Raw genomic sequence first — 22,121 nt, 5'->3', positions numbered from 1 at the left:
GGATTTGAGATACAAATTTTCAATTTTAGCTGTTTATTTTATAATCTTTGGAAGAACTTTAATGTAAACAAGTTCACCGATGAGTTCGGTTAATGTTTGAGTAATAATGACCGTTGTAGTGATGGTTACCCAATGATCTGGTAAGGAAAGAGCGAGGGGTAACACCACCAATGCGTTTCTTGTACTAGAACTGAAAGCTAATGTTCTTATATTTGGAATATCTAAACGAAATAACTTTCCACAAAAAAAGCCTATTATAGGTGCAATAATCATAAAACAGATATAAATGGGTACAACACTTAATACAATATTTAAATCATTTGTGATTTTGTTTATTTGTGAACCTACGACTGAAAAAAGCACAAGTGACATGAAGAGTTCCGGTAACCATGCAGTAAGATTTAAGACGCGATTTATAGAGCTAGATTTTTTACTGAGCAGTTGTAATAATAATGCCAGTATTAATGGGATAATGATGAATGTGAAAAAAGCATTAATAAATGGTCCTATATCAATGATTGATAATATTTCATTATGTAAAAAAATAGTGAAATAAAGGGGCAGTAGAATAATTTGTAATACAAATAATATAGGTGTAGAAATAAGCATATACTGCGCATTTCCTTTGCCTAATGCAGTGAAGACGATAACGTAATCAATACACGGTGTTAACAGTACAAGATAAAGTCCAATTAATATTGGAGCAGAACTAACATCAAATAGTTGTATCAAGGCATAAACAAAGATAGGTATGATTATAAAGTTAGATAAAATTAAGGCAATTATATATTTCATGTTAAAAAGGTTTTGGCGAATATTGAAAAAAGGAATTTGTGAAAACATGCTAAACATTAAAATGCCAATAAAAATTGAGATCACAGACTCTAGAAAAACAGAAAATATTTGTGATGTTAAACCAGCTAACATACCCAGTATAAGTGCTACAAAATATATATAAATTTGATAATGTTCAATTTTACTTTTAAAGTGTTGCATAATGACCTCGCTTTTAGAAAATAAATACACATTAATTATAACTTAATGTGCTGCGCTATGAAATTTAATATACGCATTTGACGATATAATAAGTTTTTGATTGTATTGGCAACTTTTATTTTGATATAATAACCAAGGCATGTCTTAGGGCATGATAGAATTTAACGGAGATGGGTTTTCTACGTGTCCTTTGACATGTGAAGATTCATAACTCCCGTTATAGTCAAAAGCCCCTTTAATTAGGGGTTTTTTAAATGGTCAGCAAAGCCTTATGGGTTTTGTTGTTTTTTTAATTTTTAATCCTCAATTATTAAATTGGTAGTGGCTAACTGAATTGAAAAAGCGTTTCAGCTCTTGTATTTCATTTTAAAGTCAGCTTTGCCGGGCCAGGTTCATACGACGAAATCTTGTTAAAAAAAGATTTCTGTCCCATTCTCAAAATACTATTATGTTTTTAAAGTAAAAAGTTTAAATTTTAACATAAAAAAACTCATAATCGCTAAGCTAAATCAATAGCGATTATGAGTACAGTTAATTTACATATTAAGATTTTTGTTTATCTTGTATGCTAACTTTATTTTCGACCTTTTCGTCAGTTGAGTTGTCTACACTTAATAATAACGCTCGTACTATAAGTGCACCAGTTACTAGTAAAAGTAAATTTTTGAATAATTTCATAATTATCACTCACCCGTCTTTATTAAAACGACTTAAATATCACAACACATTTTTTATGCGTAAATATCTTATTTATATAATACCCTTTCTACAATATTGTAAATAAAATTTTATACAAATTGTAGAAAGGGCTTGGCCTAAAAATTAAATGTCGATGATTTTAAGTTGTGATTGTGTTTCATTAATTTCTATTTTTAGATTTTTACTATTATTCTCTACAGTAGTGCTAATCACTTCACCATTTTGTATAGAAAAATGAACTTGACTTAAGATACCCATTGCATAGTCATTGATTGGACTAACTAATGAAATAGAATTGGCATCTTCCTGTATTACAAATTGTTTCTGACTTTGATTAATAACCTCCCATTGAGGTAAGTATGTTAACTTCAAAATCAACCCTCCTAATTTTTATTTTTCAAAAGTTATTATTTAATTAACATTATAAACTATATTGCTGAAAATGGTATTAAACACAACTGAAAGTAAATGTGACTCATTTAGTTAAAATGTTAATTACAGGGAATAAGAATATTGAAGAAATTGTTTAATAGAGGTGATGTTATGAATATTTTGATAGCAATAATATTAAGTCTTGTATTCGCATTTTTAGGAACAATGCCATTTTTATTTATAAATACGAGGTTGCACGAAAATGTTAACCATTCAAGTGAAGAGGTTCGTCATGAGAAAAGGAGAGCGTATAAACGCTTTATATACTTTTTTATTTTAGGAATTGCTATGTTAACAATTTATCATTTTCTTACTGATTAATTACGATTACATCCGATTTATTTCAAAAATTTAGTTTTGTAATTGTACATGTAATTTAGGTTTACAATTTTATGAGAAATTAAAAAAGTCCTGACCACGACATAAAATAATCTTTAAAGGATTATTCGCGTTGTGATTAGGACTTAATTTGATTAACTGAATATAATTGAGCATAAAATACCAGCGACACCTAAAAGGATCAACATAAATGTTGCTCCAAGTAATGATTCTTTAGCTTGCTGAGACTTTTTGTTTTTGTAAGTGATGAGTAACACGATACCACAAACTAGAAAAACTAATGATAACCAGAATATAATCATGAAATGTAGACTCAAAGCACTAGACCTCCTTTAATATAAAAGTTAAATTGCCAATGATTTAAGACATAATATAATTGCTTTTTGTAATTTTAAATGTAGTAAATATAATTTTTTATTATAACATTATCAGTTTATCACTAAATACTTAACAGCAATAGTGTAAATATTGATATACAATATATTGAGTCACAATTAAATGGATGAACAACGTTTGATTAATTAAAAGTTTCAAAAGTTAAAATTAGGAAAGATAATACTATACAATTTAAATAATGATTTTCTGAAAGGGGTGGTTAGACATTGGAAAACATGAATGTGAACTTAGAAGAAACTAAAGAAGCAGTTAATAGTTTAAAGACCAAGAATTTCTCTGATAATAAACGACAATATGATGAAACTGAAGCCAAAATTATAAAACAAAAAGACTATATACGAAATAAGCTAATGCCTGATAACAAACAAGAAGATGAACGTATCAAAGAAATAGCGAGTAAACTTAGTTCGCATATACAAGTAGCCTTTGATGAATTTGACAATGTGGATAAAGTTATTGATTATTTAATGCCGACTTTTCAACGGGGCAAAGTTGATAAAGTATATGGTCGTGCATTATTACTTATGGAAGAAAATACAATGATTGAGCAAGTGAAAGCACACTTTGATGATTCTAAAATAAAAGCTAAATTGATGGACTATATTTTGACTGAATTAATAGAGTTAAGTAATGAAATTATGCCAAATGAATATAGTGAAATTTTGACAATTGAGCGGTCGTATTTTGAACTATTATATAACCATAATTAATATTATTTAATTAATTAAGTAGTTTGATGTATAATGAAATTAAATTAAATAAGCGAGGAGATTTAACTATGAATGAAGTAAATAAAGTGATTTACATTGTATTAGCAGTGTTTCTAGGTAGCTTTGGTATTCATAAATTCTACGCTAGAAAAACAGGCGTAGGGATTTTATACTTAATATTTTGTTGGACAGGTATTCCTCAAATATTAGCAATTATTGGTGCTATCCTTACGTTATTGAAACCAGCTGATCAGAACGGTAATGTTTTAGTATAGGTATTATAAATATAATAAATCTGAGACGTGTATTTATGTCCTAGACTTTTTAAATGGCTGTTAGAATTCTACGGAAATCTAACAGCCATTTTTTCGTTCGAAAATATATGAGTTTACTGGACGTAAAACAGTGTTAACTGTAAGTTACGGCATATCATAAAAAGTCGCTATTTATCGTTTAAATTAAAAAAACTTTATAAAGTTTACATTTTCGAATTAAATATAGCTATAACAACAATTCTTTTTAATTTTTTAAATAATAAAAAGAATCGTGGTAGACAAATATCTTATATTTGATATGATTAGACAAAAGTAAGATATGGTAAATCATGTAACGATTAAAAATATATAAAATCGAGGTAATGCTTATGACATTTTATGATTTTGTAATTAGTTTTATAGAAGACGATACACCACTTGGACAACTCGCTCACAAAATTAAAAGGGATAATAACTTCCCTAAAGATGCAACTGGCTATAATGAATTAAACTCGTATTTTTATAGTAATTATATAGATCATGAAATGTTAGCTTCTGCTAAACGGGCGCTGAGTTTATATCTTAATAATATAAGCATAGCCTAAATATATTTAGCAATCTATGTTTCGTAATACCAGTTTTGTTTGTTTAAGGCATCTTTAATATCTTTTGTTTTAAAATTAATTTCATTATTTCTAATAGAGAATGGTTCAAGTATACTTTGAGCCATCCATGAATTAATAAGCTCTCTAGGTAATCCATCTAATTCCATATCAGTCTTACTGACGACAAAGCATTCCCAATCAAGTGAAACTTTCGAAGGATTAATATAATTACACTCTTTGAGCTGATTCATAAATAACACTCCTTAATATTGTAAATCCGACATTAAGTTTTACCCATGTATGAGATGAGTGAAACGATAATTGTGAAATAAATGAAATTTAATCATATTTTGTAGCCATATAATTTTAAAGTTAATAAACAAGTAATTCAAATAAATAATGCTTGATGCCGTGTAACGCAATGGGTTATGCGTTTTCTTTTTATATACCCGCTTTTTAGTGTGTGTTAATCAAAAAATATAAATATTACTAAATAAAAAAACTGGAAGCACTCAAAAGAGTGTTTTCAGTCATAGCGTTGAAAAAATTTACGATTTTATGGGCAGCTTTTTGTGCATGCTTTCCGCGGGCACAGCCTCAGCCTGTAGTCTTCGACTAGTGCTTTCCCGCAGGAGTCAGCCCAAATCACTGCCATTTTTAAACAAAAACAAAACGATAGATTATTCATTGATTGAACTTATATAAAGGCCAATATAGATACTAATGAAGGTAAATGAATTAATTACAAAGATTATATCAACGAAAAAATATAAAAATAAACCAAATGCTTTGATAACAATTGGTTTATCTACATTTTAGGGTGGTAAGAGGATGTACCATTTAAGTGATTGAATTCGTAGAATTCTGTTTCTGGAATTGTTTTAATAATTTGATTAACTGCATGTGCGATATCATTGTTAGGGATTAAAGTTTCAGTTTCCATTGGTAGTGTTAGCTGAGTCATATTGTAATTTTTATACATAAGACACTTCGTTTTAAAGTTATGTTAGGTTAACTTTATTATACGAAAGCGTCTTATTATTTTGTATAAATTTATATAATTGTACCGATTTTGTAAAGAGCTGACGCCTAGGGGAATAGTATGAGTCTGTAAAACAAATAATATCTCAACTCTATTGCTATATTGGCAGTAGATGACTGAAGTGAAAACGCGCATAATCTTAAGCTTGTTTCACTTCTAGTCATCTTTGCCGGGGTGGGACGACGAAATCTTATTAGAAAAATTAGATTTCTGTCCCACTCCCATACCCCAGGCAAGCATGCGCTTTCAAAATCGGAAGATTTTAACATAGAAAAGCAGCAATCCACTAGAAACTAATAGATTGCTGCTTTTAATTTGAGAATGGGATATTTATGTCCCAAGCTCTTTTAATTTCAAACGTTGTTATACGCGTCCAAAAATAATTCTACCAAGGTATAATACCTAGAATACAAGCGACTAGAATCATAAATAAACTAGATCCTATTGCCCATTTGATAACAATACGTTGGTTTTGTCCATATTCAATATCTAGCATACCAACCAGTAAGTAACCGGCAGCATACAATGGACTTAATACGTGAAGCGGTTGTCCTAATACTGAAGCTCTGGCCATATCTACTTTAGATATACCAAATTGTTGTGCTGATTCAGCAAGGATTGGTAATACGCCATAATAGAATGGATCATTAGCCATAAAGTAAGTGAATGGCCCGCTAAGTAGGGCAGTAATTAAAGCAAAGTGATTTCCTAAAGCATCAGGAATAATTTGCACTAATGTATTTGCCATTTCATCAACCATGTGTGTCCCATCCATAACACCTGTAAAGATACCAGATGCAAAAACAAGGCTGATTACTGATAGTACATCACCAGCATGTTTTTTAATTACTGAATTTTGAATACTTAGGTTTGGATAATTGAGTACGATTGCAACACCGAACCAAAGCATGAACATAACCGGAATCGGCATCAGTCCAATAACAAGGCAAACAATTAATGAAATTGTTAAAATTGCGTTTGGTATAAGCATTTTAGGTCTTTTTAATAATGACTCTTCTTTCGTATCTGTAGGTCTTACATCATCTAAATCAATATTTGTATTAGAAGTAATGTATTTTTTTGCACGTTTACCTAATATGTATGCTACGGCAAAAGCAAAAACGATACCTGCAATCATTGCAGGAATAATAGGTATGAAAACTTCCTCAGTGGTAACCTGTAAAGATGAAATTGCTCGTGCTGTCGGGCCGCCCCAAGGTAACATGTTCATAACGCCAATTGATAGTAGTGCTAAGGTTGAAAGTGTATATAAGCTCATGCCAATTTTTTTATATAATGGCATCATTGCAGTTACAGTTATAATAAATGTAGTAGTGCCATCGCCATCTAACGCGACCATTGAAGCTAAGACAACAGTACCCATTGCAATTTTAACTGGATCCCCTTTAACTACTTTAATAATTCGATTAATGACAGGTTCGAATAACCCAGCATCGATAATAACTCCAAAATATAAAATGGCAAACGTGAGCATAATACCTGTTGGTGCAACTGTTTCAATGCCTTTGAGCATATATTCGCCAAGACCAGAGTAGAAACCGCCAATCAAAGCAAAAACAGTTGGTACAACAATTAATGCTGTTAATGCTGACATTTTACGTGACATGATTAATATCAAGAAAACGATAATCATAATGAAACCTAATAAAGCTAAATTCATATCTTTGAATCCCCCCTATCTGTCCAATTATAGCGCTTTCATTTGATTTGTAAAATGAAAAATAGAAACTTATATAAACTTTTTTAGAAAAGTTAATTTTAAAATAAAAGTGCATCTATTGATCAATTTAAATTAATCAATAGATGCACTTGATAGAAAAAAGATGAAGTTATGTATAAGAAGGAAGCTAACCTATAAAGCCCATTACATATGTTTTCCACATTGGATAACTCATTAGAATGAATGCGAAGATGGATACGAACATAGCAAAGATATTAGCTACACGATCGCCACGTATACAAGCGTATAAGTTAAATAAGAAAACACCTAATATAAATAAAGCGCCTGCTAATATTGCCATATCACCTTCGATCACTTTGTTAACAGCTAGTAAAGGTGTAGCTAAAGTAATTAATGATAAGAACAAAGATAGTAATGTAGTAGCATATTTCAATTTGCTCAGTCCTTTCTATAATTGGAAAGATAGTCTATTAATGTGCATATGTTGATTGTAAGTATAACTTATTAAAATAATATTTCTAAATGATTTTGATTGCAAGCCATTATAGGAAAACTTTTGAAAAATTGCCTTAATTCGATGGTTTTGTTACATAGAGCGAGCTATTGTGAATATGAAATAAATATAACATTATTTCATATACAGGTATCAACAATTTAATTGAATAATTCTAAATCATTGTCTTTAAAGTAATATATTAACCAATGTTCATCGACGTAATAGTTCTCATATTTTCTAGCATGTTCTTCTAAAAAGAGTGTATCAAAATTGAGGTTGCTGAAAAATACTTTTCCACTAATGTTATTTGAAATGAGTGAAGTTAATAAGATTTCTATTTCTTTGTCATGGCATATTTGGAAAATATGACGCATTAATAATTTAGAAATGTGATCTCTTGAATCATCGTCATGACCTTGGACACACATGTTTTCCATTATTGCTTTATGAGATAAGCTATATTTTTGTCTGTGAATTAAAGTAGCTGCACCAACTAATTCATCTTGTTCAAAGGCACCAAGCACTGCATAATCAGATGTTTGTGAAGAAAGTAATTTTTCTATATTTAATTCAATTAAGCATTTTTCATTTTGCAATTTCCATGCAAATACTTCAAGTTCTTTGTGGATGCCCTTTAATAAAAAAGCACGATAAATAGATGAATCTTCACTTGTTAAGTAACGTATATCTGTCATTGAATGCCTCCTAAACTGTACAAAGTGTATATAATAAAATAATTAATATTCTGACATTTTGTTTATAATACTATAGTAAAAGAAATGATTGGGCAACTTTTCCATTTACTTATGTCAAAAATATAATTAACTTAAAATTCCTATGATTAATAAATTCATCACTATAAATTTTCTCTGTAAATTAAATTTGAATTTTAATGAATTGAAATTGATTTGACCTATTATGATATAATATAGTGGTATATACTAAAGTGGAGGCAAGACTTTTGGAGGCATTAATTATAATTATTGTTTCTTTGACAGCACTTATCCTGGTTTCTTTTGCAATTTTAGTTGTTTATTTTTTCACTCAATTTAGTGATGATGACAATTAAATACCCAGACAGAGAATACTAAAGACATCAAGAAATAAGAGGGCAGAAACATCAAAGCACAAAATAACCCCCAGACTCGAGATAGAGTCTAGGGGTTAAATTTTATATATTAAATACTAGTCAACAACTTCTACGTTTAAATCAACGTCAATGTTGCCACGTGTAGCTTTTGAATATGGACAAAATTCGTGCGCGTCTTGTAAATATTTTTCAGCGTCTTCTTGAGATAATACGCTTTTAACTTTAGCATCAATTGAAACGCTTAGCTTAGGACTTTCAGCATCTGGATCATCTTCTAAACGCACAGTTAGAGTTACTTCTGGTTCAGCATCTCTCACTTTGTTTTGTTTTAAGATTAAATCGAATGCACCGTTAAAGCATGAAGCATAACCTGCTGCGAATAATTGCTCAGGATTTGTACCTTTTTCAGCGTCAGCTTGTGCTGGTGGAATAACCGCTACATCAATTGCTTTATCATCTGTTTGAACGTGTCCGTTACGGCCACCTGTATTTGTTGCTTTAGTTTCATAATTTACTGCCATTTTATTACCTCCTTAATGACTTACTATTACTGTATACCCGTAGAATAATTTTTAAATCATATAAAATTCACTCTTTGATTAATACTGTCATTTTATAAGTTAATGTATATTGATTGTTTTATTTTTGAAAATTGTTATACAATTATTTTAATCACAATAAATAAAGGAAGTATTAAAAATGACTGAAGTTGATATAGCTGTTACGATAGCGCCAGAAAAAGAACTTTCACAATCTACTATAGAAGACTTAATCAAATTTCAAGATTCAATAGAAATCATTGAATTTAGAATAGATCAGTGGGCGGATTTTGATGTGAACCAAGTGTCTAAAGTAGTAGACAATATCTATAATTTAAATTTAGGGAAAAAGATACTCGTCACTTATCGTACTTCTTCACAAGGTGGAGAGGGCACGTTACCATATGAAGCATATTTGAACGCCTTAGCTGAAATAATAAATTTAACACATGTTGATTTAGTTGATATTGAATTTGAACCTGGGAAATCAACACAACCTTTGATAGATTTAATTGCACAATCTAAAAGCAAACAAATCCAAGTAGTATTGTCTTATCATGACTTTAAAAAAACACCAGCACTGGAAGCTTTAAAGCATCTTTACTTTAAAATGCACCAACTTGGACCAGATTTCTTAAAAGTTGCAGTAATGCCTCTTGGTAAACAAGATGTGCTGAATTTATTAAGTGCGATGTCAGAAACGTCTGATTCAGTTCCTCAACAAGTGATTGGCATTGCAATGTCAAAATTAGGTCTAATATCTAGAACTGCACAGGGGTTATTTGGAGGCACTGTAACGTATGGCTGTCTTGATAGTCCTAAAGCGCCAGGTCAAATTCATGTTGAAGCGCTAAAACAACAATTAAAGTTATATGAGTAATTTGAAAATAATCGTGACCTATCTTATAATTGAAAATAATTATCAATAGTGAAAGGGCGATATTATATGGAACTGCAAGATGCAATAGCACAACGTCGTAGTATTAAAGTGTTCAAAAGAGATATGAAGATAGATGATACAGCTTTATATCAAGCTATTCGACAAGCTACTGATGCACCTAATCACGGTTTGAGAGAGCCATGGAGAGTTGTTCATATTGCTAAAGATAGATTAGGAGATATGAGTAAACAACTTACAGAAATTGCTTTTCCTAATCTGAAGAAAAAACAAGAAGATCATTATAATGTAGCTACAAATCTTGGTGGCATGCTAGCGCTAGTCTTAAAAGAAGATCCAAGACAAAAACAAAATTTAGAAAATTATATGGCATTTGGAGCTTTTACTCAAAATTTAATGCTTCTTTTACATGAAGTTGGTATTGGTACCTGTTGGAAAACGCCAGCATATATATTTCAACCTGAAATGCGTGCGTTATTTGGAGTGAAAGATGATGAGAGCTTAGTTGGCTTTTTGTATCTAACTGATTTAGAAGATGAAGTACCGCATAGAGAACGTCACGTTAATAATATAATTGATAAATTTTAACTATCATATAAAAATTGCAGTAAAGTAAGTAAGTAGTCATTTAAACGACTGTTGAGATAAATAAAGGCCGCATTGAAAATAGAATTCAATGCGGCCTTTATTTATCTTTGAAATGTATGTCTCAGATTATCATCTGCAACACTTTATGATTTATTTGAATGTTTCTGCTAAAAATGATTCAACTTGTTCTGGAGATTTTGCATTTGCTGAATGTAAATGAGCTAATTTTTCTCCATTTTTGAAAACTAACAAGCTTGGAATACCCATTACATCATTGTCAGACGCTACGTCTTCTAATTCATCACGGTTTACTGTGAACCATTGGTAATCATTATATTTTTCAGTGATTGGGTCGATCCACATATCCATAGCTTTACAGTCTGGACACCAGCCTGCTTCAAATTTAACGATCACAGGATTATCACTTTGTATTGTTTCTTTAAAATTGTCTGTAGTATTTATTGGTTGCATAGTATAACTCCTTTGTTTTAGATATTATTAGCCCTATTATAACTGACAATTAACCATTATTAAAAAAATCAGCCTGAAATTAAGAGCGTTTTACGTAGAAATTTGATATATTAGTGTTAACTAGACATAGGAGGTACAGCATAATGATAAAATTTTACCAGTATCCTAATTGTACAACTTGTAAGAAGGCCGCTAAGTTCTTACAGGAGTATGGTGTTAGTTTTGAACCTATTGATATCGTTCAACATACACCTACTAAAAACGAGTTTAAAGATATTATTGAAGCGACAGAAATTGATGTTAACAAACTCTTTAACACACATGGCGCAAAATATCGTGAGCTTGGATTGAAAGATAAGTTAAAAGATTTAACGTATGATGAAAAGTTAGATTTATTGGCTTCAAATGGTATGTTAGTTAAAAGACCACTAGCTATTTCAGGAAATAAAGTTACAGTTGGATTTAAAGAAGACCAATATAAGGAAACTTGGTTATAAAATAAATTTTAATTTCATAATTAAATAAGTGGTTACAATAGTGATTGTGTAAACGCTTCATCTATTGCTATGAAAAAGATTTGATTGAATTATGTTATCGAGAAATAGTTGCTTGAAAGCTTTTCATATGGCATCATTAATATGTAAAATCATTTAGGAGGGGATTCTTGTGGCAGTACCGAGTGAATTTAAATATTCTAAAGAACATGAATGGGTTAAAATTGAAGGCAATACAGTAACAATTGGTATAACTGAATATGCTCAAGGTGAATTAGGAGATATCGTATTCGTTGAATTACCAGAAGTCGACGATGACATTAACGAAGGTGAAACTTTTGGTAGTGTTGAATCGGTAAAAACAGTTTCAGAACTTTACGCACCTGTTACTGGGAAAGTTGTCGAGTCTAACGAAGAATTAGAAGACAGCCCAGAATTCGTAAATGAATCACCATACGATAAAGCATGGATGGTAAAAGTTGAATTAAGCGATCAAAGTCAATTAGATGAATTATTATCTGCTGAGCAATACTCAGAAATGATTGGTGAATAAAAAATAAAGTGCGAACTCCATGATATTGATTATCTTGGGGTTTTTTTAATAAGAACATCTATTTTATATGCTTTTTGTCAAAAATAAACATGTATAAAGTGAACTATAGTAGAGCAAAGCTTAGTAGAACTAAAGAACAGATATTATATAAGAAAAAGATCATCTGATTAGATGTCTTTAAATGACAAAAATCATTTTCAATAATAAGATAAGATTAGGAATATGTAAATTATGTTTATAGTCGCTAAGTATTGTGAAGAACTAAGTAGATTGAACAACTATCAACATTTAGAGGGTGGATGTCATGACGATACTAAACCAAGTGATCATTGTCGAAGGCAAGTCAGACAAGAAACGGGTAAAGCAAGTTATTGATCAGCCAATTGATATCATATGTACGAACGGTACTATGGGCATTGATAAAATCGATGAAATGGTTGAAACTTTATATGATAAACAAGTGTATATTCTTGTGGATTCAGATAAAGAAGGTGAAAAGATACGGAAATGGTTCAAACGATATCTCAGTGAAAGTAAACATATACGCATAGATAGACAATATTGTGAGGTTGCTAGATGCCCTAAACCATATTTATCCAGAGTACTGCGAAAACATGGTTTTTCTGTAAAAGATGCAGAAAAAGTAGCTAAAGCAAAATTAGATTATATAGCTGAAAGGGTAAGTTTATTAACATGAATGTAACAAGTGAACACCGTGCAGATGTGCACGAACATGAAGAAAAAGAAAAATATTTAATATTTGGTTATACACCAACGTGTGGAACTTGTAAAGTTTCAGAACGCATGTTAGATATAGCAAATGAAATTTTGAAGCTACCAATTACGAAAATAGATTTGAATTTTCATCCTGATTTTAGCCAAGCGCAAGAAATACAATCTGTACCTGTGCTCATGCTGATGTCTAAAGGTAAAGAACAGAAAAGAATTTACGCATTTCAATCTGTTCCTTATTTGTTAGAAAATTTAAAATAGTTATTGACGAAACATGAGTGCGATGATAGGATTAAAAATAATTAAATAAATGATACTCTTATCAAGAGTGGTGGAGGGATGTGCCCTTTGAAGCCCGGCAACCGTCTGAATCAGAAATGGTGCCAATTCACATGAAGTTATAATTAACTTTGGGAGATGAGAGAAGCGATTAATGCTTTCTCTTTTCTTCACTGAATAAAAGGGGAAGCATTTTTTAATTGATAGTGTAATACAAGGAGGCAAGTGTGATGATTGAATTAAATCAAATAGTCAAAAGGTACAAAACAAAAAAACACGACGTACTAGCTGTAGATCATGTTGATTTAAGCATTCAATCAGGCTCAATCTTTGGAGTGGTTGGTTTTTCAGGAGCGGGGAAAAGTACTTTAGTAAGACTCTTGAACAATCTCGAGCAACCTACTTCAGGTGACGTAATTATTGATGGAGATAAGATTGGTGATTTATCTAAATCAGATTTAAGAAAAAAACGTCAAAAAGTGAGCATGATTTTTCAACATTTTAATTTACTGTGGTCACGAAATGTATTAAATAATATTACATTCCCGCTAGAAATTGCTGGTGTTTCGCGTCGTGAAGCGAAGCAACGTGCTTTAGAATTAGTGGAATTGGTAGGACTAAAAGGAAGAGAAAATGCATATCCATCGGAATTGTCAGGTGGTCAAAAGCAACGTGTCGGTATTGCGCGTGCATTAGCTAATGAACCTACTGTATTGCTTTGTGATGAAGCAACAAGTGCGTTAGATCCTCAAACGACCGATGAAATTCTAGAATTATTATTAAAGATTAAAGAAGAACAAAATTTAACAATCGTAATCATTACACACGAAATGCATGTCATTCGACGTATCTGCGATGAAGTCGCTGTTATGGAAAGTGGCCGTGTAATTGAACAAGGCGAGGTTACAACTGTCTTTGAAAACCCACAACATGCAGTAACAAAACGCTTTGTGAAAGATGATTTAGACGATGATTTTGATGAATCTATCACAGATTTAATATCATTAAAGGAAAATGATTATGTAGTTCGCTTGAATTTTACAGGAAGCAATACTACGGAGCCGTTAGTATCATACATAACTAAGACGCATAATATTGATGTAAATATATTGGAAGCTAATATTAAACATACGAAAGATGGTTCAATCGGCTTTTTAGTAGTACATTTACCAACAGTAAATTCAGAAAAATTCGAAAAGTTCAAAAACGATTTAGAAGCGCAACACGTTTCAGTGGAGGTGTTAAAGCATGGGTAATTCGTTTGGTGACATACTCCGTGAGATGGTTACTATGCCAAATATCAGTTGGGACGAAGTTTGGTTAGCAACATATGAAACAATTTATATGACTGTAATAGCAACAGCATTTGCTTTTGTTTTAGGACTGATTTTAGGTGTTTTACTCTTCTTATCAGCTAAAAGTAAATCACCAGTTGCAAGAGTCTTTTATAGTGTAGTTTCATTTATCGTAAACTTATTCAGAGCGATACCATTCATTATTCTCATACTCTTGTTGATTCCATTCACAAGTTTAATATTAGGAACAATCAGTGGACCAACTGGAGCTTTACCAGCATTGATCATTAGTGCTGCACCGTTCTATGCAAGATTAGTAGAGATTGCATTTAAAGAAATCGACAAAGGCGTAATCGAAGCGGCTTGGTCAATGGGTGCAAATACATGGACAGTAGTAAAAAAAGTCCTTTTACCAGAAGCAATGCCAGCTTTAATATCTGGTATTACAGTTACTGCAATTGCTTTGGTTGGATCAACAGCAGTTGCGGGTGTAATTGGTGCAGGTGGTTTAGGTAACTTAGCGTATTTAACTGGCTTCACACGAAATCAAAATGACGTCATATTTGTATCAACAGTTTTAATACTAATTATTGTATTTATCATTCAATTTATTGGTGACTGGTCTACAAATAAAATAGATAAACGATAAATTTTTAAAAGGGGACTTTATTATATGAAAAAAATATTAAGTTTAGTTTCTGTAGCAGCTTTAGCACTTTTATTAGCAGCATGTGGCGGTGGCGGAGATGAAAAAGATAAGACAATTACAGTCGGAGCTTCGCCAGCACCGCACGCAGAAATATTAGAAAAAGCCGAACCATTGTTAGAAGATAAAGGTTATAAATTAAAAATCAAAACGATTAATGATTATACAACACCGAATAAATTATTAGATAAAGGTGAAATTGATGCGAACTTCTTCCAACATACACCATATTTAAAAACAGAGAAGGAAGACAAAGGCTATAAAGTGGAATCAGCAGGAAACGTTCACTTGGAGCCTATGGCAGTATACTCTAAAAAACATAAAAGTTTAAAAGATTTACCAAAAGGCGCAACAGTATACGTTTCGAATAATCCAGCTGAAGAAGGACGTTTCTTAAAATTCTTCGTAGATGAAGGACTTATTAAATTAAAAGATGGCGTTAAAACAGAAGACGCTATGTTTGATGATATTGTAGAAAATAAAAAAGATATCAAATTTAATAATAAACAATCTGCAGAGTATCTACCTAAAATTTATCAAAACGAAGATGCTGATGCTGTAATTATTAATTCAAACTTTGCAATTGATCAAGATTTAAGCCCTAAAGATGATTCGATTGTTCTAGAGAAAGCAAAAGACAATCCTTATGCGAATTTAATTGGCGTAAGAGAAGGTCATAAAGATGACGAGAAAATCAAAGCGCTAATTGATGTACTCCAATCTAAAGAAATTAAAGACTATATCAACAAAGAATACGATGGTGCGGTTGTACCAGCAAAATAACATCAAATTTCATGAAGAATCCTTTAACCACAACGGTTTGAGGGTTCTTTTTTATGGTTAACCTTTTTGACACTATGTTTATTTAATTCTGCAGTTACTTTTCTATAGCCATATGAATATTGTTTTCCAAATTGATGATGAAAGTTATTACTTTCATCATCTCTGTAATTGAGTCTTATTTTTAATATCTAAAGTTTCCCTAAGCGGTTATTTTTAGTACATAACTGTCTTGTAGTAAATTAAAAAGATAACATAAAATCATTTTGATTTTTACCCGTCAGCAGAAGTGTTGGTGGGTAGTTTTGCATTTATAAAATATATAAAGTTAATTAGCATTTTCATTAATATAGAATTTTTGTGCATATGTTTAATAACTTTTGGCAATTTTATACAAAATATTAATTACTAAACTAAAAATAATGTTTTAAAAATAGTTATCAAAAATATACTGTTTTGAAAAGCAGTTAGGCATTAAAATGTTACAGTTAGGAAATATAAACAACATAATATTTAAATTGCTATAAACTATATTTAAATATTATTAAGATGGGTGATATAATATAAGCTGAAAGGGAATATTAACTTAATATCAGTTGCTGGATAAAACATTATAAAGGGGAATGATAATGTATAAAACTTTATTTTTTAACAAGATTTCAGAATTGAAAGAAAATGGAAGTTATAGAGAGTTTACTGAAGTTAATAGATTATCAACAAAATATCCTTTGGCTAAAGGAGAAAGTGGTCAGGAATTAATCGTTTTTTGTAGCAATGATTATTTAGGCATGTCACAAAATGAAACTGTTATTAATAGTATGGAAGAGGCATTGAAAGAATTTGGAGCAGGGTCTGGAGGATCTCGAAATATTGGTGGAAGTCATAGATATTTTAAGCTGTTAGAAAAAGAAATATCAAATTGGCATCAAAAAGAAGAGGCCTTAATTTTCCCAACTGGATATTCATCAAATGATGCATCATTACAAGGATTATTAAGAACATTTCCAAATATGATAGTATTTTCAGACCAAAAAAACCATGCTTCAATAATAAATGCTTTGAGAAGTGTGAAAAATAAAATTGAAATTTTTGAACATAACAATGTTATGCATTTGAAAAATTTATTAAGTAGATATGGTCATGAGATTCCAAAAATAATTGTTTTTGAATCAATTTATTCAATGGATGGGGATGTTGCTCCAATAAATGAAATAGTAAACTTAGCAAAAGAACACAATTCATTAACCTTTTTAGATGAAGTTCATGCAATAGGAATGTATGGCGAGGAAGGAAGAGGATACTCTGATGTTCTTGGTGTGCAAAATGACATAGACGTTATTCAATCAACAATGGCTAAAGGTATTGGAATCATTGGTGGTTATATAACGGGAGAACGTTGGTTAATAGATGTTATTAGATCATATTCACCAGGTTTTATATTCACTACGGCGTTACCTCCAGTTATAGTAGCAGGGTGTTTGGAAAGTATAAAAATAGTTAGAAAAAATGATGAATTAAGAGAAAATTTACAAAGTAAAACTAGATATTTAAGGAATAAATTGAAAGAGAATGGTATAGAAGTTTTAGAACAGAGTACAACTCACATTCTGCCAGTTATAATAGGTGATTCTAAGCAATGTACTCAAGCAGCTAAATTATTATTTGATAATTTTAACATATATGTCCAAGCAATTAATTCACCTACTGTGGAGAGCGGGACTGAAAGATTCAGAATTAATGTAACGCCAAATCATACTGAAGAACAAATGGAGTTATTAGTATCCTCTATTGTATTTGTTTTTGATAAATTAAATATTAAGCGAAGTGTGTAATTATGAACTTTTTAATGTATTTTTTTTGTATGCTAGTATGGGGTTTAAATTTTATAGCTGTGAAAGTTCAAGGTGATAGCGTACCATTAGAAGTTGCACTATTATACAGATCGGTTATTGCCTTAATTTTGTTTTCAATACTACTCTCCTTTTTAATGAAAAAAGTAGACTTAAAAAGTGTGAATTGGTTAACTGTGATTGGGTTTGGTTTGTGTAATTTTACAATAAGTTATCTGTTGCTCTATTATGGTACATTTTATAGTACTGCAGCAATAGTGACTCTTATATTTTCCATGAAGGCGATATTAACACCGATATTTATAAGTCTAATCTTTAAAAAGAAAATACCTAATAGGATATATTGGGGTGGATTTATAGGCATATTAAGTGTTTTTATAATTTTATTCCCAGATTTAAATAATCTAACAAGTAAATTTATAATTGGTGTAATAATGGCTTTAGCTGGTACTATTATTACATCTATTGGAGATGTATTTTCATTATATAATAGTGATAACAATACTAATCCGGTTTTAGCTAATACAATAGGTATGTCATCTGCCGTACTATTTTTAATTATTTATACTAGTTTTAAAGGATACTCATATGCGTTACCACAAGAACCTAATTTCTGGTTTGGACTATTATATCTATCTATATTAGCTTCATTTTTAGCATGGTTATTTTATTTGAAATTAATTAGTAACATCGGTGCGTCTGAAAGTGGATATATGGTTGCGATGTTTCCAGCAATTGGAGGAGCGGCAAGCGTTCTTATGGGAGAATCGGTAGTTAGCATAAATCTTATAATGGGAACCCTTCTAGCTTGCTTTGGTGCTTATTTGGCATTGAAGAAAAAGAAAGCTTCTGGATAAAATTCAAGGGCAAAAAAAGCGTGTAATTTTGATAATAAGGGCAAGGGTATGAACAATAAATTAACTTGAATGAACTAAAAATTCCTATATATCAGTATTTTGATTATTCATAAACTTCCTTGATAAATTGCTCAACTATTCCAGCAAAATAATACCAAATTTCATGAAGAATCCTTTAACTACAACGGTTTGAGGGTTCTTTTTAATTTATAGTAAATAGTGAAAATGACAAATCTTTACGCCGACAACTATAGTAATAGTACAAGCTGAAGATACAGACTAAGGCTGCGATCGTAAAAGCATGCACAAAACTATCTACAAATTCGAATGTTTTGTCTTTAATCTGAGGGAGACCTGAGTTTGGATGTATTCTTCAAGTTTATTATGATAAGTGTGAGTAAATGCTTATGAAATTTCTAGGAACTTGTGTTGTGTAAAGAATTTATAAAGCGAATTGTAATAAAAAATTGAAACATGCGCTGCATACTTATCTCATATATTTGAAATAGTGATCTCAGGTGAGTAAAATAAAAGAATTGAAATAGATTGATTGAGAAAAAATCAGTTTCATTTTCAATGGGAGAACTAATAAATTAATGGTAAGCTTTCTATAATAAATGGAAGGTTTATGTATTGATTATATATAGAATCGCTAAAATATCACTTTCGCTGTTGATATTTTATTTAATAGCTCGGAGGTTATGGGATGCTTTTATATCATTAAATGATTTAAAAGTAATGGGACATATACTTTCGGGTTATTTTTTCGTCTTTTATCTTGATACTTACAAGACGTTTGATTAGATGGGACTAATATAGTGCTTGGATAATACTTCAATACAAAAGGCAGTAATCGTGTCTGAACTAAATGCTTCTGACATATAAAATAATAAGATTGTACTTAAAGAACTACAAAAAACCACCGACAAAGTTGCTTAACTTCGTAGGTGGTTTGTCTACGTTCGAAATACTGTTTTAATTAAAGTACATATTTAGACTAAATCGTGCTCATCTTTAATGTCGCCAACTATATTCTCTAAAATGTTTTCCATGGTAATCATACCAATAGGATTACGATTTTCATCTTCGACAAGTGCGATGTGGATTTGATGTGATTTCATCAGCTCTAGTACATGATGATATTTAGTATTAAGACTCACTTTTAGAATATCATTTGTAATATCTTCAAGAGCTGTTAAATCATCATTTAAAAAGTCCTTAGCATGTAGGTAACCAACAATTTGAGTTGGGTTATCTCTAAATACAGGGAATCTTGTGTAATTCGCATTATTTATATAAGATTTTGTTTCATCTACATCACTTTTAATATCAATAACTGAAACTTTATCGAGAGCAATATAACCATCTTTAATCGTCATTTCATCAAAAGCAAATGCACGATTGATATGCGTTAATTCATTTTCAGAGATTTCTCCGCCTTCATGACTTTCTTTAATCAATAATTTTAATTCTTCTTCGGAATGGTAGAGTTCACTTTCTTTAGCAGGTTGCATACCAAACATTTTTAAAATTAATCGCGCTGAACCATTAAGTATATATATAAATGGATAAAATAATTTGTAAAACATGATCATTGGCTTAGCTATGATTAATGTAATTTGTTCGGCTTTTTGAATCGCAACTGTCTTAGGTGCCATTTCGCCGACTACAACGTGTAAATAGGTTGCAATTACGAAAGCGCCAATTAAAGTGAAGACATGTATCATCGAATCTGATAAACCTAAACTACTGAAAAGCGGGTGTAACATAAACTCAAAAGTTGATTCGCCGACCATACCGATGCCTAGAGCGGTAATTGTTATACCTAATTGACAGGCAGCCAAGTATTCATCTAAGTGTGTTACTACCTTTTGTGCTGAAAGTGCATTTTTATTATTACCTGTTGCAAGCGAGTGGATTCTCGATGTTCGAACTTTGACTATTGCGAACTCTGAAGCGACAAAGAATGCAGTAAGTATTAATAAAATAATAAACGTGATTAAACTAATAAGGGTTCCCAAATATTAATTAATTCCTCCAATATTTTCTGATTCAATCTAAAAAAGATTGAAAGCTTATTATATAAAAAATGAGTGTAGTTATCCACTGTCAAGATTTACATATTTTAAAAAAACTAAATTTATTTTTTGTGCCGCCGGAAAATTTGTGGAAAACGGACTTTAAAAACGCCATCGAGCATTTTCGATGGCATTTAAAATTTATATATTTGATTTTAATCTTTTGTAGTGCGCCCTAATTTATAACTAATAATAAAACCACAAACCAACGTTATGATTGAAATAATCCATATTAAAATAGAATGTGGGAGGCCAGGAAATACCGCGTATAGTGAACCTACTACGAAACCAATAATTAATGCGTAGGTTAAGTAAGTATGGTAAGTCAGTAAGTGTTGGATAATTTTACTGGAAAATAAGAAACCGGCAATAACACCTAAACCAACTGAAATTAATACAGGAATGGCATTAAAGTTTAGCGAAATAAATTCTGAGAGTGCATACATTACTGTACCGTAAACTCCAAACACTAATAACATAAATGAACCTGATATACCTGGAAGCAACATAGCACTAGAGGCACACGCACCAGCAATAAAATACTTAATGAAAAGACCAGTTGAAAGCTCTAGTGTTTCGCCTGCATGCTTGTCGCCGTTATTTAATAAAGTAATGATAACAATTATAATGATGCCCAACACAAGAAGTGAATAGTGTTTAATATTAAAAGTTTGTTTAAAGCGAGAAGTATTTAATAAATATGGGATGATGCCTGCAATTAAACCAACAAAAAAGAACATCGTTGGTACTGTGTGTTCACTCAGTAAGTAATTGATAACTTTGCTTAATAAGCCTATAGCTAGGACCATTCCTAAACCAATTGGTATTAAAAATTTTAAACTTTCCCAAAAGCGTTTAGAAAAAAGACCGCTAATAGAACGAATAAAGTCGTCATAAATACCAAGTAAGAGGGCAATAGTGCCTCCGCTAACTCCTGGAACTAAATCAGTTGTTCCCATAGCAAACCCTTTACTAATATTTGACCATTTTATTTTTGACATGATAGTCTCCTTTGGATTGAAAATATATAAATGATAATAGCATAAAAGTGAGCATGAGAATATTAAAACCAATGCAGAAAAAATATTGTTTATCACATATAAACGAACATTGACTCTTAATTTAAAAGATTATAGGCATTGAGAACAACGATGATATTATTATCAGTTACGAAAACCTAAGAATCCCTATCGAAAATGATTGTGTTTTAATAACGATTTTAATTTAGCTCCTGAAAAGG

General features: G+C 30.9%; 26 protein-coding genes, 1 pseudogene and 1 riboswitch. Of the genes and pseudogenes, 14 read left to right on the top strand and 13 right to left on the bottom strand.

The features are described from left to right. Positions 1-33: 33 nt before the first annotated feature. The 4 genes from ACP3TL_RS08170 to tsaT all read right to left on the bottom strand — a co-directional run bounded on the left by ACP3TL_RS08170 (position 34) and on the right by tsaT (position 2,783). The gene (locus ACP3TL_RS08170) at positions 34-996 is read right to left on the bottom strand and encodes an arsenic resistance protein (RefSeq protein ID WP_069832999.1); all 963 of its coding nucleotides are present in this window, start codon (positions 994-996) and stop codon (positions 34-36) included. A 543-nt stretch (positions 997-1,539) separates the two neighbouring features. After that, positions 1,540-1,674, bottom strand: a complete 135-nt coding sequence (locus tag ACP3TL_RS08165) for a hypothetical protein (protein WP_256092404.1) — start codon at positions 1,672-1,674, stop codon at positions 1,540-1,542. Positions 1,675-1,818: 144 nt separating this feature from the next. Then, complete coding sequence (locus ACP3TL_RS08160; protein WP_057512786.1) at positions 1,819-2,067, bottom strand: hypothetical protein; 249 nt, start codon at positions 2,065-2,067, stop codon at positions 1,819-1,821. Positions 2,068-2,600: 533 nt separating this feature from the next. Then, on the bottom strand, positions 2,601-2,783 hold the full coding sequence (gene tsaT, locus ACP3TL_RS08155; RefSeq protein WP_057512784.1) for a type II toxin-antitoxin system toxin TsaT: 183 nt from the start codon (positions 2,781-2,783) through the stop codon (positions 2,601-2,603). 294 nt (positions 2,784-3,077) lie between these two features. Here tsaT and ACP3TL_RS08150 point away from each other — a divergent pair, with 294 nt between their 5' ends. The 3 genes from ACP3TL_RS08150 to ACP3TL_RS08140 all read left to right on the top strand — a co-directional run bounded on the left by ACP3TL_RS08150 (position 3,078) and on the right by ACP3TL_RS08140 (position 4,431). Further along, complete coding sequence (locus ACP3TL_RS08150; protein WP_256092671.1) at positions 3,078-3,572, top strand: hypothetical protein; 495 nt, start codon at positions 3,078-3,080, stop codon at positions 3,570-3,572. Positions 3,573-3,640: 68 nt separating this feature from the next. After that, a complete protein-coding gene (locus tag ACP3TL_RS08145; protein ID WP_069817954.1) occupies positions 3,641-3,847 on the top strand; it encodes a TM2 domain-containing protein in 207 nt (68 codons plus the stop codon). A gap of 368 nt (positions 3,848-4,215) precedes the next feature. After that, positions 4,216-4,431, top strand: a complete 216-nt coding sequence (locus ACP3TL_RS08140) for a sterile alpha motif-like domain-containing protein (protein ID WP_069817955.1) — start codon at positions 4,216-4,218, stop codon at positions 4,429-4,431. Between the two features lie 14 nt (positions 4,432-4,445). Here the strand turns inward: ACP3TL_RS08140 and ACP3TL_RS08135 are convergent, their stop codons facing one another. The 6 genes and pseudogenes from ACP3TL_RS08135 to ACP3TL_RS08110 all read right to left on the bottom strand — a co-directional run bounded on the left by ACP3TL_RS08135 (position 4,446) and on the right by ACP3TL_RS08110 (position 9,282). Beyond that, entirely contained in the window at positions 4,446-4,682 is a 237-nt protein-coding gene (locus tag ACP3TL_RS08135; protein ID WP_002508200.1) for a hypothetical protein, read from the bottom strand. A 560-nt stretch (positions 4,683-5,242) separates the two neighbouring features. Further along, positions 5,243-5,413 (bottom strand): annotated as a pseudogene (locus ACP3TL_RS08130) (IS5/IS1182 family transposase); the annotation flags it as partial. Between the two features lie 445 nt (positions 5,414-5,858). Further along, positions 5,859-7,154 (bottom strand): CitMHS family transporter, encoded by a 1,296-nt coding sequence (locus ACP3TL_RS08125; protein ID WP_285336742.1) that lies wholly within the window; start codon positions 7,152-7,154, stop codon positions 5,859-5,861. A 187-nt stretch (positions 7,155-7,341) separates the two neighbouring features. Continuing rightward, entirely contained in the window at positions 7,342-7,608 is a 267-nt protein-coding gene (locus ACP3TL_RS08120) for a hypothetical protein (protein WP_069817957.1), read from the bottom strand. 221 nt (positions 7,609-7,829) lie between these two features. Continuing rightward, on the bottom strand, positions 7,830-8,366 hold the full coding sequence (locus ACP3TL_RS08115; RefSeq protein ID WP_069833002.1) for a GNAT family N-acetyltransferase: 537 nt from the start codon (positions 8,364-8,366) through the stop codon (positions 7,830-7,832). Between the two features lie 490 nt (positions 8,367-8,856). Next, the gene (locus ACP3TL_RS08110; RefSeq protein WP_002508195.1) at positions 8,857-9,282 is read right to left on the bottom strand and encodes an organic hydroperoxide resistance protein; all 426 of its coding nucleotides are present in this window, start codon (positions 9,280-9,282) and stop codon (positions 8,857-8,859) included. A 178-nt stretch (positions 9,283-9,460) separates the two neighbouring features. Between ACP3TL_RS08110 and aroD the strand changes: the two genes are divergently transcribed. Together aroD and ACP3TL_RS08100 are read left to right on the top strand one after the other, a co-directional pair. Beyond that, positions 9,461-10,180 carry a type I 3-dehydroquinate dehydratase gene (gene aroD / locus ACP3TL_RS08105; RefSeq protein ID WP_069833003.1) on the top strand — a complete coding sequence of 240 codons (720 nt, stop codon included), beginning with the start codon at positions 9,461-9,463 and terminating at the stop codon, positions 10,178-10,180. A gap of 66 nt (positions 10,181-10,246) precedes the next feature. Further along, positions 10,247-10,786, top strand: coding sequence for a nitroreductase family protein (locus tag ACP3TL_RS08100; RefSeq protein ID WP_069817960.1), 540 nt, complete (start codon positions 10,247-10,249; stop codon positions 10,784-10,786). 150 nt (positions 10,787-10,936) lie between these two features. Here ACP3TL_RS08100 and ACP3TL_RS08095 read toward each other — a convergent pair whose 3' ends face one another. Then, positions 10,937-11,257 carry a thioredoxin family protein gene (locus ACP3TL_RS08095; RefSeq protein WP_069833004.1) on the bottom strand — a complete coding sequence of 107 codons (321 nt, stop codon included), beginning with the start codon at positions 11,255-11,257 and terminating at the stop codon, positions 10,937-10,939. Between the two features lie 143 nt (positions 11,258-11,400). Between ACP3TL_RS08095 and ACP3TL_RS08090 the strand changes: the two genes are divergently transcribed. The 9 genes from ACP3TL_RS08090 (at position 11,401) to ACP3TL_RS08050 (ending at position 18,803) form a co-directional block, all read left to right on the top strand. Further along, positions 11,401-11,754 (top strand): arsenate reductase family protein, encoded by a 354-nt coding sequence (locus ACP3TL_RS08090; protein WP_069817961.1) that lies wholly within the window; start codon positions 11,401-11,403, stop codon positions 11,752-11,754. Between the two features lie 169 nt (positions 11,755-11,923). Next, complete coding sequence (gene gcvH, locus ACP3TL_RS08085) at positions 11,924-12,304, top strand: glycine cleavage system protein GcvH (RefSeq protein ID WP_069833005.1); 381 nt, start codon at positions 11,924-11,926, stop codon at positions 12,302-12,304. Between the two features lie 304 nt (positions 12,305-12,608). Beyond that, positions 12,609-13,001: a toprim domain-containing protein gene (locus ACP3TL_RS08080; RefSeq protein WP_056935399.1), complete on the top strand. Its 393-nt coding sequence runs from the start codon at positions 12,609-12,611 to the stop codon at positions 12,999-13,001. Then, positions 12,998-13,297, top strand: coding sequence for a thioredoxin family protein (locus ACP3TL_RS08075; RefSeq protein WP_021339857.1), 300 nt, complete (start codon positions 12,998-13,000; stop codon positions 13,295-13,297). The genes ACP3TL_RS08080 and ACP3TL_RS08075 overlap by 4 nt, the downstream gene beginning before the upstream one ends. Positions 13,298-13,352: 55 nt before the next feature. Then, positions 13,353-13,460, top strand: a riboswitch (SAM riboswitch). Between the two features lie 85 nt (positions 13,461-13,545). Then, the gene (locus tag ACP3TL_RS08070; protein ID WP_285326199.1) at positions 13,546-14,571 is read left to right on the top strand and encodes a methionine ABC transporter ATP-binding protein; all 1,026 of its coding nucleotides are present in this window, start codon (positions 13,546-13,548) and stop codon (positions 14,569-14,571) included. Then, positions 14,564-15,259 carry a methionine ABC transporter permease gene (locus ACP3TL_RS08065; RefSeq protein ID WP_002508186.1) on the top strand — a complete coding sequence of 232 codons (696 nt, stop codon included), beginning with the start codon at positions 14,564-14,566 and terminating at the stop codon, positions 15,257-15,259. The genes ACP3TL_RS08070 and ACP3TL_RS08065 overlap by 8 nt, the downstream gene beginning before the upstream one ends. 24 nt (positions 15,260-15,283) lie before the next feature. Next, complete coding sequence (locus ACP3TL_RS08060) at positions 15,284-16,099, top strand: MetQ/NlpA family ABC transporter substrate-binding protein (RefSeq protein ID WP_069833007.1); 816 nt, start codon at positions 15,284-15,286, stop codon at positions 16,097-16,099. A gap of 626 nt (positions 16,100-16,725) precedes the next feature. Continuing rightward, on the top strand, positions 16,726-17,928 hold the full coding sequence (gene hemA, locus ACP3TL_RS08055) for a 5-aminolevulinate synthase (RefSeq protein WP_069833008.1): 1,203 nt from the start codon (positions 16,726-16,728) through the stop codon (positions 17,926-17,928). A 2-nt stretch (positions 17,929-17,930) separates the two neighbouring features. Further along, a complete protein-coding gene (locus tag ACP3TL_RS08050) occupies positions 17,931-18,803 on the top strand; it encodes a DMT family transporter (protein WP_069833009.1) in 873 nt (290 codons plus the stop codon). Positions 18,804-19,795: 992 nt separating this feature from the next. Here ACP3TL_RS08050 and ACP3TL_RS08045 read toward each other — a convergent pair. Together ACP3TL_RS08045 and popT are read right to left on the bottom strand one after the other, a co-directional pair. Next, the gene (locus tag ACP3TL_RS08045) at positions 19,796-20,824 is read right to left on the bottom strand and encodes a hemolysin family protein (protein WP_069833010.1); all 1,029 of its coding nucleotides are present in this window, start codon (positions 20,822-20,824) and stop codon (positions 19,796-19,798) included. 212 nt (positions 20,825-21,036) lie between these two features. Continuing rightward, the gene (popT, locus tag ACP3TL_RS08040) at positions 21,037-21,882 is read right to left on the bottom strand and encodes a polyprenyl-phosphate transporter PopT (protein ID WP_069833011.1); all 846 of its coding nucleotides are present in this window, start codon (positions 21,880-21,882) and stop codon (positions 21,037-21,039) included. Positions 21,883-22,121: the final 239 nt, after the last annotated feature.

Source organism: Staphylococcus caseorum, assembly GCF_049943195.1.
GTDB classification, from domain to species: Bacteria; Bacillota; Bacilli; order Staphylococcales; family Staphylococcaceae; genus Staphylococcus; species Staphylococcus equorum_A.
The sequence above is the reverse complement of the archived record's forward strand: the minus strand, read 5'-3'. Positions and strand labels throughout refer to the sequence as shown.